Source organism: Streptomyces sp. NPDC059718, assembly GCF_042733315.1.
GTDB lineage: Bacteria > Actinomycetota > Actinomycetes > Streptomycetales > Streptomycetaceae > Actinacidiphila.
Genome location: NZ_JBHWGA010000003.1, coordinates 64,155 through 80,454, shown reverse-complemented (window position 1 = coordinate 80,454; position 16,300 = coordinate 64,155). Strand labels below are relative to the sequence as shown.

The 16,300-nt window shown below is 72.2% G+C and carries 15 protein-coding genes and 1 tRNA gene; 6 read left to right on the top strand and 10 right to left on the bottom strand.

The features are described 5' to 3' along the window. The first annotated feature begins 10 nt into the window (after positions 1-10). Together ACFV3E_RS05170 and ACFV3E_RS05165 are read left to right on the top strand one after the other, a co-directional pair. On the top strand, positions 11-1,360 hold the full coding sequence (locus ACFV3E_RS05170; protein WP_500533446.1) for a vWA domain-containing protein: 1,350 nt from the start codon (positions 11-13) through the stop codon (positions 1,358-1,360). Between the two features lie 99 nt (positions 1,361-1,459). Then, on the top strand, positions 1,460-2,359 hold the full coding sequence (locus ACFV3E_RS05165) for an FHA domain-containing protein (RefSeq protein WP_500533694.1): 900 nt from the start codon (positions 1,460-1,462) through the stop codon (positions 2,357-2,359). Here ACFV3E_RS05165 and ACFV3E_RS05160 read toward each other — a convergent pair. Beyond that, on the bottom strand, positions 2,340-3,491 hold the full coding sequence (locus ACFV3E_RS05160) for a methyltransferase domain-containing protein (protein WP_500533445.1): 1,152 nt from the start codon (positions 3,489-3,491) through the stop codon (positions 2,340-2,342). The genes ACFV3E_RS05165 and ACFV3E_RS05160 overlap by 20 nt on opposite strands. Positions 3,492-3,553: 62 nt before the next feature. On the opposite strand from ACFV3E_RS05160, the gene ACFV3E_RS05155 reads away from it, so the two are divergent. Further along, complete coding sequence (locus ACFV3E_RS05155; protein WP_500359270.1) at positions 3,554-3,958, top strand: globin; 405 nt, start codon at positions 3,554-3,556, stop codon at positions 3,956-3,958. Here ACFV3E_RS05155 and ACFV3E_RS05150 read toward each other — a convergent pair whose 3' ends face one another. From ACFV3E_RS05150 to ettA, 3 genes are read right to left on the bottom strand one after another with little or no spacing between them, the layout of a single operon-like run. Beyond that, complete coding sequence (locus ACFV3E_RS05150) at positions 3,959-4,651, bottom strand: DUF8010 domain-containing protein (RefSeq protein WP_500533444.1); 693 nt, start codon at positions 4,649-4,651, stop codon at positions 3,959-3,961. Next, positions 4,648-5,100 (bottom strand): acyl-CoA thioesterase, encoded by a 453-nt coding sequence (locus ACFV3E_RS05145; protein ID WP_500533443.1) that lies wholly within the window; start codon positions 5,098-5,100, stop codon positions 4,648-4,650. Before ACFV3E_RS05145 ends, ACFV3E_RS05150 begins: the two co-directional genes overlap by 4 nt. 7 nt (positions 5,101-5,107) lie before the next feature. After that, the gene (gene ettA / locus ACFV3E_RS05140; RefSeq protein ID WP_500369480.1) at positions 5,108-6,772 is read right to left on the bottom strand and encodes an energy-dependent translational throttle protein EttA; all 1,665 of its coding nucleotides are present in this window, start codon (positions 6,770-6,772) and stop codon (positions 5,108-5,110) included. A 242-nt stretch (positions 6,773-7,014) separates the two neighbouring features. Between ettA and ACFV3E_RS05135 the strand changes: the two genes are divergently transcribed. After that, a complete protein-coding gene (locus tag ACFV3E_RS05135; protein WP_500533442.1) occupies positions 7,015-7,815 on the top strand; it encodes an SDR family NAD(P)-dependent oxidoreductase in 801 nt (266 codons plus the stop codon). A gap of 316 nt (positions 7,816-8,131) precedes the next feature. On the opposite strand, the gene ACFV3E_RS05130 is transcribed toward ACFV3E_RS05135, so the two are convergent. Next, positions 8,132-8,353 (bottom strand): hypothetical protein, encoded by a 222-nt coding sequence (locus ACFV3E_RS05130; RefSeq protein WP_500369471.1) that lies wholly within the window; start codon positions 8,351-8,353, stop codon positions 8,132-8,134. 206 nt (positions 8,354-8,559) lie between these two features. Here ACFV3E_RS05130 and ACFV3E_RS05125 point away from each other — a divergent pair, with 206 nt between their 5' ends. Continuing rightward, positions 8,560-9,576, top strand: a complete 1,017-nt coding sequence (locus ACFV3E_RS05125) for a DNA-directed RNA polymerase subunit alpha (RefSeq protein WP_499511943.1) — start codon at positions 8,560-8,562, stop codon at positions 9,574-9,576. 287 nt (positions 9,577-9,863) lie between these two features. Here ACFV3E_RS05125 and ACFV3E_RS05120 read toward each other — a convergent pair whose 3' ends face one another. From ACFV3E_RS05120 to ACFV3E_RS05105, 4 genes are all read right to left on the bottom strand, one after another. Next, a complete protein-coding gene (locus ACFV3E_RS05120) occupies positions 9,864-11,273 on the bottom strand; it encodes an LAETG motif-containing sortase-dependent surface protein (RefSeq protein ID WP_500369469.1) in 1,410 nt (469 codons plus the stop codon). Between the two features lie 233 nt (positions 11,274-11,506). Then, on the bottom strand, positions 11,507-11,950 hold the full coding sequence (gene ssb, locus ACFV3E_RS05115; protein ID WP_500335174.1) for a single-stranded DNA-binding protein: 444 nt from the start codon (positions 11,948-11,950) through the stop codon (positions 11,507-11,509). 113 nt (positions 11,951-12,063) lie between these two features. Beyond that, on the bottom strand, positions 12,064-13,662 hold the full coding sequence (locus tag ACFV3E_RS05110) for a GTPase (RefSeq protein WP_500533441.1): 1,599 nt from the start codon (positions 13,660-13,662) through the stop codon (positions 12,064-12,066). 4 nt (positions 13,663-13,666) lie between these two features. Beyond that, a complete protein-coding gene (locus ACFV3E_RS05105) occupies positions 13,667-15,334 on the bottom strand; it encodes a dynamin family protein (RefSeq protein ID WP_500533440.1) in 1,668 nt (555 codons plus the stop codon). Positions 15,335-15,638: 304 nt separating this feature from the next. Here ACFV3E_RS05105 and ACFV3E_RS05100 point away from each other — a divergent pair. After that, positions 15,639-15,711, top strand: a tRNA-Arg gene (locus tag ACFV3E_RS05100). 175 nt (positions 15,712-15,886) lie between these two features. Here the strand turns inward: ACFV3E_RS05100 and ACFV3E_RS05095 are convergent. After that, entirely contained in the window at positions 15,887-16,171 is a 285-nt protein-coding gene (locus ACFV3E_RS05095; protein WP_500533439.1) for a hypothetical protein, read from the bottom strand. Positions 16,172-16,300 lie beyond the last annotated feature (129 nt).

The window sequence follows — 16,300 nt, the reverse complement described above, 5'->3', positions numbered from 1 at the left end:
AGCGCACCCGATGGCCAACTTCTCCAAGTCGAACGTGCCGCAGTTCTCCGTCGACATCTACCAGAACGAGTTCCTCCCGGAGGGCGGGCGCGAGGTCAACGCGATCGTCACCGTGACCTCGACCGGCGGCGGCACCACCGGCGGGCTGCCGCTGGCCACCCACGCGCCCGGCGACGTGCCGGGCTCCGCGCCCGGTGCGGCCGTGGTGATCATGGTGGACTGCTCGGGCTCCATGGACTACCCGCCGACCAAGATGCGCAGCGCCCGCGACGCGACCGCCGCCGCCATCGACACCATCCGCGACGGCGTCGCCTTCGCCGTGGTCGCCGGCACCCACCAGGCCAAGGAGGTCTACCCGGCGAACGGCGGTCTGGCCGTCGCCGACCCGGCCACCCGGCACCAGGCCAAGGAGGCGCTGCGCCGCCTCAGTTCGGGCGGCGGCACCGCGATCGGCACCTGGCTGCGGCTGGCCGACCGGCTGCTGGCCACGTCCGACGTGTCGATACGGCACGGCATCCTGCTCACCGACGGCCGCAACGAGCACGAGAAGCCGGAGGAGCTGCGCGCCGCGCTGGACGCCTGCGCGGGCCGCTTCACCTGCGACGCGCGTGGCGTCGGCACCGACTGGGAGGTCAAGGAGCTGACCGGGATCGCCTCCGCGCTGCTCGGCACGGTGGACATCGTCGCGGACCCGTCCGGCCTGGAGGCGGACTTCCGGCAGATGATGGAGACCGCTATGGGCAAGGAGGTCGCGGACGTGGCCCTGCGCCTGTGGACCCCGCAGGGCGCGGAGATCCGGTACGTCAAGCAGGTCGCGCCGACCGTGGAGGACCTCACCGCCCGCCGCACCGAGGCCGGTCCGCGCGCGGGCGACTACCCGACGGGCTCCTGGGGCGACGAGTCGCGCGACTACCACGTCAACGTGGTGGTGCCGGCGGCCGGTGTCGGCCAGGAGATGCTGGCGGCCCGGATCTCCCTCGTCCTGCCCCAGCCGGACGGCACCGCGCGCGTGCTCGGCCAGGGGCTGGTGCGTGCGGTGTGGACGGACGACATGGCGGCCTCGACGCGGATCAACCCGCAGGTCGCCCACTACACCGGGCAGGCGGAGCTGGCCCAGGTCATCCAGCAGGGCCTGGAGGCCCGCAAGCAGGGCGACCTCGACTCCGCGACCGCCAAGCTCGGCCGGGCGGTGCAGCTCGCCAGCGACTCCGGCAACGAGGACACCGCCAAGCTGCTGGCCAAGGTCGTGGACGTGGTGGACGCGGCGACGGGTACTGTGCGGCTGAAGGCCCGGGTGGCCGACGCGGACGAGATGACCCTCGAGACACGTTCGACGAAGACCGTCCGCGTGAAGAAATAGAGCAGCGGGACAGGGCGGGGCAGAGGGGGAGAGCACGACATGTCGACTTGTCCGAACGGTCACCGGTCCACGACGGACGACTGGTGCGAGGTCTGCGGAATGCGCATGTCCGCGCCACCGTCCCCCTCCGTCCCCGGCCCGTCGTCCCCGCCGCCCACGTACGCGGCACCGGCGCCGGCGCCCCCGTACTCCGGCGGCTACTCCCCGGGCCACACGCCCGGTTACGAGCCCGCCTACGAACCGGCGTACGACCCCGGGTACGGGCAGGGCGGGCTCGGCTACGACCCGGACGCCACCGCCGCCGCCGAGCCCTGCCCCAACTGCGGCACCCCGCGCGAGGGATACGCCCAGTTCTGCGAGGAGTGCCGCTACGACTTCGTCACCCAGGCCGGGACGACCTTCGTCCCGCAGGCGCCGCCCTCCTCCCCCGGCTACCCGCCGGACGGGCCGCCGTACCAGCGCTACGAGTCGCAGCGGTCCCGCCCGTCGCAGATCAACCGCCCGGCGGAGCCGCTGGCCCCGCAGTCGGTGACCTCGGGCTCGGGCGACTTCCTGCTCACCCCGCCGGACCCCGGGCCCCCGCAGGCGGGCCCGCGCACCTGGACCGCCGTGATCGCCGCCGACCGGGACTACTTCACCGACATGATGGCCCGCAGCGGCCCCGACGCACGCGGCCTGTACTTCCCGTCGTACTCCCCCGAGCAGCGGATGCCGCTGACGGGCCCCCAGGTCACCGTCGGCCGGCGCCGGCACAGCACGGGCATGGCCCCCGACATCGACCTGTCCCGGGCGCCCGAGGACCCGGGCGTCTCCCACCAGCACGCCGTGCTGGTGGAGCAGCCCGACGGCAGCTGGTCGGTGGTGGACCAGGGCTCCACCAACGGGACCACCGTCAACGGCGGCGAGGACCCCATCGACCCCTTCGTGCCCGTCCCGCTGACGGACGGCGACCGCGTCCACGTCGGCGCCTGGACGACGATCACGATCGTCCGCGACTGACCCCGGCCGTTCCCGGCGCGGGCCGCAGCTCCCAGCGGTGCGGCCCGTCCGGTCGGTCCAGCCAGGTCCACTGGCGGCCCTCCGCCACGCTCATGCCGAAGCGGTCCCGGGGCGGCTGCCCCTGGCCGCGCCACAGGGCGTACGCCTCCTCGACCGCGGCCCACAGGTCCCGCGGCCCGGTCAGCCGGACGGTGCCGTCCCGGGCGGCGTGCGCGGCGGAGCCGTCGGCGGCGGTGACGGTGGGGCCGCCCGGGGTCCAGTGGACCTCGGCGTCCCCGGCGTACAGGCCGAGCAGGAAGCGGAACAGCTCGTTCTCCAGGACCCGCGGCGGGGTGTCGCTGGCACGGCTGCGCCCACAAGTGCCGTCGGTGCCGACGGCCGCCCGGCGCGGGGCCGCACCGGCGCCCCGCAGCGAGACGAAGTACGCGGGGGTGTGCAGGAAGCGCCCCTCGGCCCGGTCCGGGCCCGTCACGCGCAGCGCGATCAGCCCACCCGCGAAGGGCGCGAGGATCAGCCCGCCGGACCGGCACTGCCGGGGCCACGCCTCCGGCACCGACGGCAGCTCGCAGGTGGCGACGATCCTGTCGTACGGCGCGCGGTCCGGGCAGCCCAGGGCCCCGTCCCCGGTGACCACCGTCGCCCGGCGCCCCGCCGCGGCCAGGTGCGCGCGGGCGGCCTCGGTGATCTCCGCGTCGAGGTCCACGCTGGTCACCGCCCCGGTGCCGAGGCGGTGCGCGAGCAGCGCGGCGTTGTACCCGGTCCCCGCGCCGATCTCCAGCACCCGCTGCCCGTCCTCGACCCGCAGCGCCTCCAGCATGGCGGCCATCAGCGAGGGCTGGCTGCTGGAGGAGACCAGTTCCCCGCCCCGGACCAGGGTGATCAGCGGTACGTCCGCGTAGGCTCCGGACAGCCAGCGGGACCGGCCGCGCGGGTCGGCGTCGTCCGCCGACAGCAGGGTGAACCCTCCGCCGGAGCGGGGCCGGTGGTAGACGGGGACGAACAGATGGCGCGGCACCTCCTCGAACGCGGCCCGCCACCGCGGGTCCGCCAGCCCACCGGCCGCGGCGATCCGGCGCACCAGCCGGGCCCGCAACGGCACCGCCGCCGCGGCATAGCGGTCGCCATCCGTCATACGACCACTCTGCGACGGTGACCCCCTCCGGACAACGCGGGCCGTCTGAGAGCATGGGAGGCGTGAATGAGATCCCGCGGGGCACCGTCGAGCAGCAGACGTTCTTCGAGTCGGTCGGCGGCGAGCCGACCTTCCGGCGGCTCGTCCGCCGCTTCTACGAAGGGGTCGCCGAGGACCCGGTCCTGCGCCCCATGTACCCGGAGGAGGACCTCGGGCCCGCCGAAGAGCGCATGAGGCTCTTCCTCATGCAGTACTGGGGCGGTCCCCGCACGTACAGCGAGAACCGCGGACACCCCCGGCTGCGGATGCGCCACGCGCCCTTCCGGGTCGACCAGGCCGCCCACGACGCCTGGCTGCGGCGCATGCGGACCGCGGTGGACGAGCTGGAGCTGGAGCCCGACCACGAGCGGCAGCTGTGGGACTACCTGGTCTACGCGGCGGCGTCGATGGTGAACACCGCGGGATGATCACACCGGGCTGACCGACAGCCCCGGCGCCCCGCGCCGGACGGCGACCGAGCCGTACGGCGTGCGCAGCCGCAGCCACGGCCCCACCGTGAGCAGCTCCACCGCCGGCCGACCGCCCGTGCGCGGTGCCGGGACGGGGGTGCGTACCGGGCGGAGGAACCCCAGCGCGTGGGCGGCGTGGACCACCCGCAGCGGCAGGCCGGTGACGCCGAGCTGCCGGGACCAGATGTCGTCGGCGATGGCGTCCAGTTCCGCGCGGGTGCGGCTTTCCGGCCGCAGTGCCTCGCTGCGGTCGCGGAACTCGGTCACCGCGGCGGCGGCCACGGCGCGCACGTCCTCCGCGGACGGCAGGCCCCGCACCCGCTCCCAGCCGCCGCGCGGCGGGAGCAGTCCTGCCCAGGCCGGCCCGGTGACGGCCGCGGGCACGGCGACCGTGCCCGTCACCTCGTCGATGCCGTCGAGCAGCTGCCCGGCGGAGACGGTCGAGTCCAGGTCGCCGGCGGCCCCGTCCAGCTCGGCCGTGCGGACGGCCAGGACCCCGCCGCCGAACGGCGGCTGCCCGAACACGGCGAGCACCGTGCCCGAGGCGCGCAGCCGGACGACGGCGGCCTTGTCCCAGCGCAGCAGCCGGGCCAGGAAGGCGGCGAAACCGTCCGCCTCCCTGGCATCGGCGAGTCGCAGGGGCGCCGTCATGCGGCGACTGCCCCCTTGCCGGTGTCACCGGGCGAGCCCGCGCTGTCGTCGAAGTACCCCTCGAGGAAGGACCGCTCCTCCGCCGTGATCCGGCGCGGCCGGCCCTTGTCGAGGTCGTACGGCACCACGATCGTGGAGGCGCGTACGTAGACCGCCTCCGCGTCCTTGACCTCGTACGCGACGGTCAGTGAGGCGGCCCCCACCTTGGTCACCCACGTCTCCACCGTCACCGGCTCGTGCCGGTGCACCAGCGGGCGCAGGTAGTCGATCTCGTGGCGGGCGACGACCGACCCGCCCGTGAACGACTCGCTGCCCTCCCCGGGCGCCAGCCGGAACATGAAGTCGATCCGGGCCTCCTCCAGGTAGCGGAGGAAGACCACGTTGTTGACGTGCCCGAAGGCGTCCATGTCCGACCAGCGCAGCGGGCAGCGGTAGATGTGCCGGGCCATCTCCCGCTCAGCCCCGGGTGAGCTTCTTGTAGGTGGCGCGGTGCGGCCGGGCCGCGTCGGCGCCGAGCCGCTCGACCTTGTTCTTCTCGTACGACTCGAAGTTGCCCTCGAACCAGAACCACTTGGACTCGCCCTCGTAGGCGAGGATGTGGGTGGCCACCCGGTCCAGGAACCAGCGGTCGTGGGAGACGACCACGGCGCAGCCGGGGAAGTCCAGCAGCGCGTTCTCCAGCGAGGACAGGGTCTCGACGTCCAGGTCGTTGGTCGGCTCGTCGAGGAGCAGCAGGTTGCCGCCCTGCTTGAGGGTGAGCGCCAGGTTGAGGCGGTTGCGCTCACCGCCGGACAGGATGCCGGCCGGCTTCTGCTGGTCCGGGCCCTTGAAGCCGAAGGCGCTGACGTACGCGCGGGACGGCATCTCGACCTGGCCCACGTTGATGTAGTCCAGCTCGTCCGACACGACCGCCCAGAGGGTCTTCTTGGGGTCGATGTTGGCGCGGGTCTGGTCGACGTAGGAGATCTTGACCGTCTCGCCGACCTTGATCGTGCCGGCGTCCGGAGCCTCCAGGCCCTGGATCATCTTGAACAGCGTGGTCTTGCCGGCGCCGTTGGGGCCGATGATGCCCACGATGCCGTTGCGCGGCAGCGTGAAGGACAGGTCGTCGATGAGGACCTTGTCGCCGAACGCCTTGGAGAGGTTGTTGACCTCGACCACGATGCTGCCCAGACGCGGGCCCGGCGGGATCTGGATCTCCTCGAAGTCGAGCTTGCGCATCTTCTCGGCTTCGGCGGCCATCTCCTCGTACCGGGCGAGGCGGGCCTTGGACTTGGCCTGGCGGCCCTTGGCGTTGGAGCGGACCCACTCCAGCTCTTCCTTGAGCCGCTTGGCGCGCTTGGCGTCCTTCTGGCCCTCGACCTTGAGACGGGACTGCTTGGTCTCCAGGTACGTGGAGTAGTTGCCCTCGTACGGGTAGGCGCGGCCGCGGTCGAGCTCGAGGATCCACTCGGCGACGTTGTCCAGGAAGTACCGGTCGTGGGTGATCGCCACGACGGTGCCCGCGTACTTGGCCAGGTGCTGCTCCAGCCACTGCACGGACTCGGCGTCCAGGTGGTTGGTGGGCTCGTCGAGCAGCAGCAGGTCGGGGGCCTCCAGCAGCAGCTTGCAGAGCGCGACGCGGCGCTTCTCACCACCGGAGAGGTTGACCACCGGCCAGTCGCCGGGCGGGCAGCCGAGGGCGTCCATCGCCTGCTCCAGCTGGGCGTCCAGGTCCCAGGCGTTGGCGTGGTCCAGGTCCTCCTGCAGCTTGCCCATCTCGTCGAGCAGCGCGTCGGAGTAGTCGGTCGCCATCAGCTCGGCGATCTCGTTGAACCGGTCCAGCTTGGCCTTGACCGGGCCCACGCCGTCCTGGACGTTCTCCAGCACGGTCTTGGACTCGTCCAGCGGCGGCTCCTGCAGCAGGATGCCGACCGAGTAGCCGGGCGAGAGGAACGCGTCGCCGTTGGACGGCTGCTCCAGTCCCGCCATGATCTTGAGCACGGTGGACTTACCGGCACCGTTGGGCCCCACGACACCGATCTTCGCGCCGGGCAGGAAGCTCAGGGTGACGTCGTCCAGGATCACCTTGTCGCCGTGCGCCTTGCGCGTCTTGCGCATGGTGTAGATGAACTCAGCCAAGAGAAACCGTCCGGCGTTCGATGTGTGGGCAGATACACCCCATCTTGCCAGCCGTCCACCCCTGGGCGGAAACGAGTACCTGAGCGACGTCCCTCACGCTTCCGGCCGGCTCCGCGGGCGCGCCGGAACCGGAGGCGACTCGCACACGCATCGACGGCCACCGCACACGGGAGTCCCTCTGTCGGTACCGGCGTCTAAGGTGCCCGCACGATCGACACAGACTCTGATCAAGGGGACCGGACATGTTGCTGGAGAACAAGAGCGCAGTCGTCTACGGCGCGGGCGGTGCGGTCGGACGGACCGTGGCCCGGACCTTCGGCCGCGAGGGAGCACGGGTCTTCCTCACCGGTCGCAGGCTCGCCGGGCTGAAGGAGCTGGCCGAGGAAATCGAGTCCGCCGGCGGCCGGGCCGACGTCGCCCAGGTCGACGCGCTCGACCGGGAGGCGGTCGAGCGGCACGCTGCCGAGGTGGTCCGGACGACGGGCCGGCTCGACGTCTCCGTGAACGCGGTCAGCATCCGCGGTGATCTGCAGGGCACGCCACTGACCGGTATGTCCGTGGACGACTTCCTGACGCCGATCACGACCGCGGCCACCGCCAACTTCGTCACCGCGACGACCGCGGCCCGGTACATGGCCGAACAGGGCTCGGGCGTCATCGTGACCTTCTCCACGGCGGCAGCCCACCTCTCCGGCCGGGACCAGGGCTTCCACGCCACCGGGGGCTTCGGTGTCGCCTGCGGCGCCGTGGAGCTGCTGTCCCGGCACCTGGCCGGTGAGGTCGGACCGCGCGGCGTACGTGTCGTCTGCCTGCGCCCGGACGGCATCCCGGAGGCGTGGGTGTCCTGGGGCATGATCGACGACGCCGAGCCCGACCCCGCGGACAGCCCCACGGTGAAGGCCTACATGGAACGCGGCACCGCGCTGCGCCGGCTGCCGAAGCTGGCCGAAGTCGCGGAGACGGCCGCTTTCATGGCCTCCGACCGGGCGGGCGCCATCACGGGAACCGTGGTGAACCTCAGCTGCGGATCCGTCAGCGGCTGAGTCAGGCCCCGGTTCCGTGGTCGTCCCGCCGCGTGCCGGCAGAACCGCCGGCACTCGTGGGAGCTACCTGCCCTTGGGCCGCGGGGCACGCATGCCCGGGGCAGGCTCCTGTACGTCCTCGGGAACGAAGGTCTCGTCCTCCCCGAAGTCCGGGGCCTGGAAGGGGTTCGTCGTCGGAGACGGCGACGCTGCGGTGGTACCGCGGGGTTGCCCTTCCGGGGCGGAGAACAGCGACGTCACATCGATGAGAGGTTTCCCTTTCGTAAAACAGGACCCCCTGAAGGGCCCTGGCGTGCCGAGACCCGGCACAGCGGTCCTACAGCTTGGTCATCTTGCTGTACGGGCTCAAGATCCGCATTTGCGCCGAGCCGAAATCCACGATCACCGCGGTTCCCTCGTCGACGTCGACGACCCGACCGAGACCGTGAATGTCGTGCGTGACCTGGTCGCCCACCGCGAAGTGCTTGGGAGCGGGCGCGACCGGGGCCTTGAAGGGGCTGGTGGGCAAATGACGCTTCGGTGCAGCAGGCTTAGTCATTGCCCCCAGTATGCACCCACGAAATGCCCCAGTGGCTGACTCCCGGGGGCACGGATAGCTGATCGTTGTACTCGGCTCCACCAGGCGCCGGGCGCCGACCGACCGGCGGACGGGCGGGTCAGCCACGCGGGAGGCCGTACCACCCGTACCCTTCATGGTGTCTACGGCGTCACATAGCGGGCGCCAAACACTGGAGGCAATACCCCGTGCTGATTGCTCAGCGTCCCTCACTGACCGAAGAGGTCGTCGACGAGTTCCGTTCCCGGTTCGTGATCGAGCCGCTGGAGCCGGGCTTCGGCTACACCCTCGGCAACTCGCTCCGCCGTACCCTCCTGTCGTCGATCCCGGGTGCCGCCGTCACCTCGATCCGGGTCGACGGCGTCCTGCACGAGTTCACCACCGTGCCGGGTGTCAAGGAGGACGTCACCGACCTCATCCTCAACATCAAGCAGCTCGTCGTCTCCTCGGAGCACGACGAGCCCGTCGTGATGTACCTGCGCAAGCAGGGCCCCGGCGTCGTCACCGCCGCCGACATCGCGCCCCCGGCCGGAGTCGAGGTGCACAACCCCGACCTCGTCCTGGCCACCCTGAACGGCAAGGGCAAGCTGGAGGTGGAGCTGACCGTCGAGCGTGGTCGCGGCTACGTCTCGGCCGTCCAGAACAAGCAGCAGGGCCAGGAGATCGGCCGAATCCCGGTCGACTCCATCTACAGCCCGGTGCTCAAGGTCACCTACAAGGTCGAGGCGACCCGTGTCGAGCAGCGCACCGACTTCGACAAGCTGATCGTCGACGTCGAGACCAAGCAGGCCATGCGTCCCCGCGACGCGATGGCCTCGGCCGGCAAGACCCTGGTCGAGCTGTTCGGGCTCGCCCGCGAGCTGAACGTCGACGCCGAGGGCATCGACATGGGCCCGTCCCCCACGGACGCCGCGCTCGCCGCCGACATGGCGCTGCCGATCGAGGAGCTCGAGCTCACCGTCCGTTCCTACAACTGCCTCAAGCGCGAGGGCGTTCACTCGGTGGGTGAGCTGCTGGCGCGCTCCGAGGCCGACCTGCTCGACATCCGCAACTTCGGTGCGAAGTCGATCGACGAGGTCAAGGCGAAGCTGGCCGGCCTGGGCCTGGCCCTCAAGGACAGCCCGCCCGGATTCGACCCGACCGCCGCCGCCTTCGGCGCGGACGACGGCGCGGACGCCGGTTTCGTGGAGACCGAACAGTACTGAGCCCGTGCCACGTGGCGTTCCCCTCGGAGATCACTCCGGGGGGAACGTTGCGGCGCCGTGCCGGTCGCACTCGGCCTCGTCGCCCACGCGGACCGGCCCGCACCCCCGACCAGATGTCGAACGACGCCTGATCGTCGGCTCAGGCGGCGGCCGCCAAGCCGCTGTCCGCGGTCGGGGTGGACCCGCAGACCTGTTCCGGGCGTCCGTGCGTGCCGCGGAACGGCGAAAGGGGGCGGAGGTCTGTCGACCTCCGCCCCCTTCACTCAGGAGCGGCCAGTGGTGTCAGCTCACTCGGCGGACGGGGCCGCCTTCTTCTTGCGGAGGAAGAAGACCGCGCCGCCACCGAGGACGACCAGGGCGATCGCGATGCCGGCGATCACCGGGGTGGCGCTGCTCGAACCGGTCTCGGCGAGGTCGCCGCCGGTGGTGGAGCCGGTGTCACCGGTGCCCTCGGAGCCGCCGGCCGTGGCCGGGCTGGGCGAGGAGGACGGGGTGCCACCGCCGTTGCCGGCGGTCTCGCAGTCGAGGACGCCCTCGAAGGTCTTCTCGAAGCCCTCGGGGCCGGTGATGGTGACCTTGTAGTGCTGGTCCTCGGCCACCGGCACGGTGATGGTCTCGGACTTTCCGGCCTCGACCGTGTACTCCTTGTCGGCCAGCGTGAAGGTGAACGGCTTGTCACCCTCGTTGGCGGCCGTCACGTCCAGGCCGTTCTTGGCGCAGTTGACCTCGGCGGAGACCGCCGGGATCGGGCCCTTGGCGGCCCAGGTGCCGGTGGCCGTCGCGGAGACCGAACTGTCGCTGGAGCCGGCGAGGATCTGGACCTGCGTGGTGCTGTTGACGCCCGTGAACGCGCGGCCGACCGGGAGCTTGGTGTTCGCGGTGGCGGTCAGCGAGGTCGTGCCGTCGGGGGTGCCGGCCTCGACGTCGAAGTAGACCTCGTCGCCGTCCTTGGCGGAGGTGACCGCGGTGCCGTTCTTGTCGGTGACCTTGACGCCGGAGGGGTTGCTGGGCGCGGGGCTCACCTGGACGGTGGAGGCGTTGGTGTGGACGGTGATCGGACCGAGCAGGTCACCGGCCTTGCCGGAGACCGCCGGCGGGTCGAGGGTCAGCGACGCCGCGGGCTCCCGGAGGTCCTTGGCGTGGTCCTCCAGCCAGTCCGCGAGCTCCTCGGCGACCGGGTCGACCGCCGTCACGTCGGCCTTGTCGGAGAAGCGCCAGATGGCCACCTGGGTACCCGCGGCGGCGAGCTTGTCGGTGAGCGGGCCGGACAGGGCCGCGGTCTTCTGCAGCGCCGCGAGGTCGTTCACCTGCGGGTAGGAGTTCTGCAGGATCCAGTTGATCTTGCCGGCGTCCGCGTTGTCGTGGAGGCTCGACTCGTCCCAGGAGACCTCCTTGTAGGCGGCGTTGTCCTGGGTCGGGTTGTGCAGGTCGATGCAGTACGTCTGGATCGTGCCACCGCCCTCGACGGACATCTCGAAGAGTCCGGCGCTGACCGGGTCCTCCTTGCCGCCTTCATTGATGACGGCCTCGCCGAAGGTCTTCAGACCGCCGAGCGTCGCCGTCGCACCGGGCGCGGTGGGGGTCGCGTCGTCCGCGATGGCGGACCCGGCAACGGCTATGGAACCCGCGGCGAGGAGGCCTGAGGCCACCATCGCTACGGCAAGACGGGCAGCTCCCCGCCTCCGTACAGTGAACATGAATTTCCCCTCCGGGCGAGGCTGGTCGTGGGGGTACACCTCGCCGACAGCTGTGGATCCCCGCGGAAAGCCGGGGTTCCGCAGAATCCTAGGAACCAACCGCACCAAAGCCACCAGGATTCACGGCCGCCCGGGAATTCGAATCGCAATCGTTACCCGCGCGTAGGCATAGACGTGAAATTGTCGATAAATCATCGACGTTTTACCGCCGGGCGAATGCCCAGCTGTCCGGCTTATCCGGACAGGGCGGCCAGCGGATCGGCGAGTGGCTCCCCAGCGCCCGCGGCGGAATTCGGAACCATCAGTTCCGGGCGGCCCACGGACACCCGCCGGAACGCCGAGGTGCCGCGCGTCAGATCGTGGCCGCAGGCGATCGCGTCGACGTCGGCGGAGATCCAGCGCTGGCCGTCGCGCTCCTCCTCACGCACTCTCAGGCGCCCCTGGACGAGCAGCGGTTCGCCGACCCCGACCGATGCCACCACGTTCTCCCCCAACTGCCGCCAGGCCCACACCGTGTAGAAGCTGGTGTGCCCGTCGGACCAGCCGCCGCGCTCCCGGTCCCAGCGGCGCGCGGTCGTCGCCAGCCGGAACCTGGCGACCGGCACGCCCGTGGGCGTCTTCCGGAATTCCGGCCTGGTCGCGACATTCCCCACGACGGTGACCAGTGTCTCGTTCATTGCCGATGCTCCCCGTTGCCGTCGCCGGCCGGCGGCCCCTGCCGCCGGCCCCGCGATGGCTCCATGGTGCGCCCGCCGCGCCCTCCGTGGAGAAATGGGATTCAACCTGTGGATTACTGGCCTGTTGTGGACAACTCCGTCACCCGGAAGTGGTTTCCGGAGAGCACCCCGTACTGCTCCCGCACTTCCCGGTAGCGCAGCAATTCCGCCGCCAGCGGTTCCAGCACCCGCGCCCGCCCGCAGTCGGCCGCCGCGTCGGCCATCCGCCGCTCCGCGGCCTGGCCGTGCCGCCGGGCCGGGCCGCGGGCCGCGAACCGGCTCACCCGGGTGAGCAGCGGACCGCCCAGTGCGCCCACGGCCAGCAGCGCGGGCGGCAGCCACCACGGCAGCCGCAACGCGCCCGCCGCCGTCACGATCCCCGACGCCAGCGCCACCGTCGTGAGCAGCGCCAGCAGCCACTGCGCCGTACCGACCACCGTCCACCACCGGGGGCGCAGCGGCTCGTCCGGCGCCACCCGCTCCACCGTCGCGTCCAGCGCCTCCGGGAGCGTACGGCCACCGCGGCGCGCGGCTTCCCCTACCGCCTGCGCCCAGGGAGCGGGCAACCCCTCGACGGCCTCCGCCGCGACCGCGCGCACCGCCTCGTCGACCGACGCGCGGGACGCCGACAACGCCGGACGGCGGCCGTCGAGGGTGCCATCGCGCAGACCGGCGCCGCGTCCGCGGCGCAGCCGCCGCCACGGGGTGCCGCACGCCTCCTCGGCGGCCCTGGCCCAGGTGCGCTCCGCCACCCGGCCCGCCGCCGCGGCGCCCACGGCGTGGGCGAGGCTCGCCGTGAAGTCCTCGCGGGACCGGTCGGTGAGCCCCGTCATCCCCTCGGCGACGTACAGCGGCCGCAGCCGCTCGGCGAGCCCGTCCACGTCCGCGGACAGCCGCCGGCTCGCAGCCGCGCGCTCCGCCACCACCTGGCCGATGGCCGCCCGCAGCTCCGGCACGCCGTCACCGTTCAGCGCCGAGGTGGCCAGCACCATGGCGCCGTCCTCGCCGTGCTCGCCGACGGCGAGCCCGTCGTCGTCGAGCAGCCGCCGCAGGTCGTCCAGGACCTGCTCGACGGCCTCCTCCGGGAGCCGGTCGATCTGGTTGAGGACGACGACGGTCACGTCGGCGTGCCCGGCCAGCGGCCGCAGGTAGCGCTCGTGCAGCGCCGCGTCCGCGTACTTCTCCGGGTCGAGCACCCAGACGATCACGTCGACGAGCTTCAGCACCCGGTCCACCTGGTCGCGGTGGGCGGTCGCCGCCGAGTCGTGGTCCGGCAGGTCGAGCAGGACCAGGCCGGCGGGCCCGTCGTCCGTCCGCTCCGCCACCGCGTCCAGGGCGCTGTGCCGGGCGAACCGCGCCTTGGGTCCGATGCCGAGCCGGTCCAGCAGCCCGGAGGCGCCCCGGGGGTCCCAGGCACAGGCGACCGGCGCCGAGGTGGTGGGCCGGCGGACGCCGATCCGCGACAGTTCCAGGCCGGTCAGCGCGTTGAACAGGGACGACTTCCCGCTGCCCGTCGCCCCCGCCAGCGCCACCACCGTGTGGTCCGCGGAGAGCCGGCGCCGGTCGCCGACCCTTTCCAGCAGTTCCCCGGCCCCGTCGAGCGCCTCGTGGCTCACGCGGGTGCGCGACAGCCCGAGCAGTTCCGACAGGGCGTCCACCCGCTCTGTGAGCACCTGATCACCTCTCCTGGAGTCCGTACGACTTCTGCACGACCGAAAGCTCCGCGATCAGCGACGCCTGCTGGGCCGCCGTCACATCCAGCGCGTCCACCGGGAGCACCCGCAGTTCCCGCTCCGCGTCGAGCACGTCGCCGACGAGCCGGTCCAGCTCCTCGCGCGCCCGGTCGCCCGCCCGCAGCGCCGCCTGCGCGCCGACCAGGGAGGCAAGCCGCTCGCCGGCGACCGTGCCCTTGCGGCCGCCGAGCACGGCGACCGCGATCAGTGCCGCCGCGTGCTGCGGGTCGACGCCCTCCGCGCTGCCGCGCACCGACTGGTGCGCGAGGCGGTTCACCGTGAACCCCCAGGTGTCGACAGCGTCCTCGATCCGCTCGGCGGCGTCGTCGGCGGCCGCCTCCGGGTCGGCGTCCTCCGTCAGGACGGCGCCCGCGCGGTCGCCGCGCCAGGCGTCGAGGGTCCGCTCGTCCGCCGTCGCGACCTCGGTGCGCAGCTGGACCGCCAGGCTCTCGGCGAGGGCGCACAGCAGGGCCGCAGGACCGCAGTCGGGGTAGCCGCGCCAGCTGGCCAGGGCGTCCCCGGTGAGCAGCGCCCCGGCGCCGACGGCCTCCTGCACGCGCGACTCGGCCTCGTCGTAGGCCTTGTCCACGTGGCGGGTCAGACGTACCGCGGCGGCGTGCTGCGCGGCCGAGGCGCCGGCCAGCTCCGGGAGCCGGTTGCCGAGCGAGCCGAGCACCCCGGACACGGTGCGCTGTGCCGCCTGGTGCCGCGCGGCCGGGTCCTCGGCGCAGTGCGCGAGCCAGCTGCCGAGCGCCGCCACCGCGGTGTGCGGCAGCAGCCCGCCGGCCCCCGCGGACTCGGGCAGTTCCGGGACGGTGAACCGCGGTACGTCCCCGAGCCCGGCCCGGGTCAGCAACGCCGCGTAGTGCTGCGAGACGTCCTCGGCGATCTGGTGCGGCACCCGGTCCAGGACGGTGGCCAGGGTGACGTCGTACTCCTTGGCCGTGCGCAGCAGGTGCCACGGCACGGCGTCGGCGTAGCGCGACGCGGTGGTCACCAGGATCCAGATGTCGGCCGCGCAGAGCAGTTCTGCGGCGAGCTCGCGGTTGCGGGAGACGAGGGAGTCGATGTCGGGCGCGTCCAGCAGGGCGAGTCCGCGCGGCAGCGTGTCGTCGGTCTCCAGGCGCAGCCACAGCCTGGTCTCCTCCGCCTCGCGTTCCTCGTCGTTCCCGTCCGGCCTCTCCTCCCCGTCGGCGTCGGCCGCGGTCCTGGGGCGCGGTGCCCAGGCGCGGGCCAGGCCCGGCAGCACCCGCGGATCGGCGAACCACGCGCGGTCCTGGGGGTGGCACACCAGCACCGGTGTGCGCGTCGTGGGGCGCAGCACGCCCGCGTCACTCACCCGCCGCCCGATCAGCGAGTTCACGAGCGTGGACTTCCCCGCTCCCGTCGAACCGCCCACCACGGCCAGCAGCGGCGCTTCGGGCGCCTTCAGCCGGGGCACCAGATAGTCGTCGAGCTGCGCCAGCAACTCTTGACGTGTGCGGCGGGCCCGCTCGGCTCCGGGAAGGGGGAGGGGAAAGCGCGCGTCCGCGACGCGGTCGCGCAGCGCCGACAGCGCGTCGAGGAGTTCGGGCCGTACATCCAAGATCGCCACAGTGGCAGAATGCCCCATTTTGATGGGTTTTTGAAGCGTATTCCGCCTAGTTCACGTCTTTCGGCCCGCAAGAAGACCGGAACGGGACCGAAGGGCCGGAAGAGACACCGGCATAACGAGTGCACAACAGCCGTCGACTGAGGCGCCAAAACTGGTGCGACATTCGCACCTGCCTGCGATTATCAGACCGCTTCACCGAACCTACACAACGTGACATGAAGGCGAAGCAACCGGCCGCACATCAGCCGCGCCCTATCCTTGTCCCCGGCAAGGTCACGGAACCGTCGACACAAGGGGCGGGTTCGGTCGCGGCCAACGTCCGGCCCCCGTAGCTCAGTGGATAGAGCAGGCGCCTTCTAAGCGCTTGGCCGCAGGTTCGAGTCCTGCCGGGGGCACCCACTGCGCCCCTCCATATGGAGGGGCTTTTTGCTGCTCAGAGCCTCGCCACGCGGAGCGCAGCAGCGCCTGACCACCCGCGGATGATCACGGGAACCCTCCGGCGGCGTCCGGCTGTCACCGGGTTCGCGCGGGTGGCTCTGTCGAATACGTGTCGAAGTTCCGGGGACCGGTTCAGCGATCTTCGTCCGGCTCGGGGAGGTCTCCCCCGGCCTCGATCCGCCTCTGGTGATCCCGTAGCCGACCGGAGATACAACGCGCGTAGGTGGCAAGCAAGACGGGGACGCTGTTGCCCGCCCACTCGGCGACCTGCGCCGGCGGAACAACCGCGTCGAGCCACGAGGTCAGGCAGGTGTGCCGCAGGTCATAGACGCGCTTGCCGAGCGGCGAGTCGAACTCTGCCGGCGCGAGCACCTGCTGCTGAGCGGTGCGCCAGGCGCGGCGAGAAACCGACCCCACGAGGGTGTCCCCGTGCTATCCCGGGGAGCAGATCCCCGGGCTTTCCCTACTTCATCAAGGCGCTCCCGCCGCGCAGAGCGCGGCGGAGCGCGGCCCGGCGCCGGCCGCCGGACGGAGAGGGCGGACTGA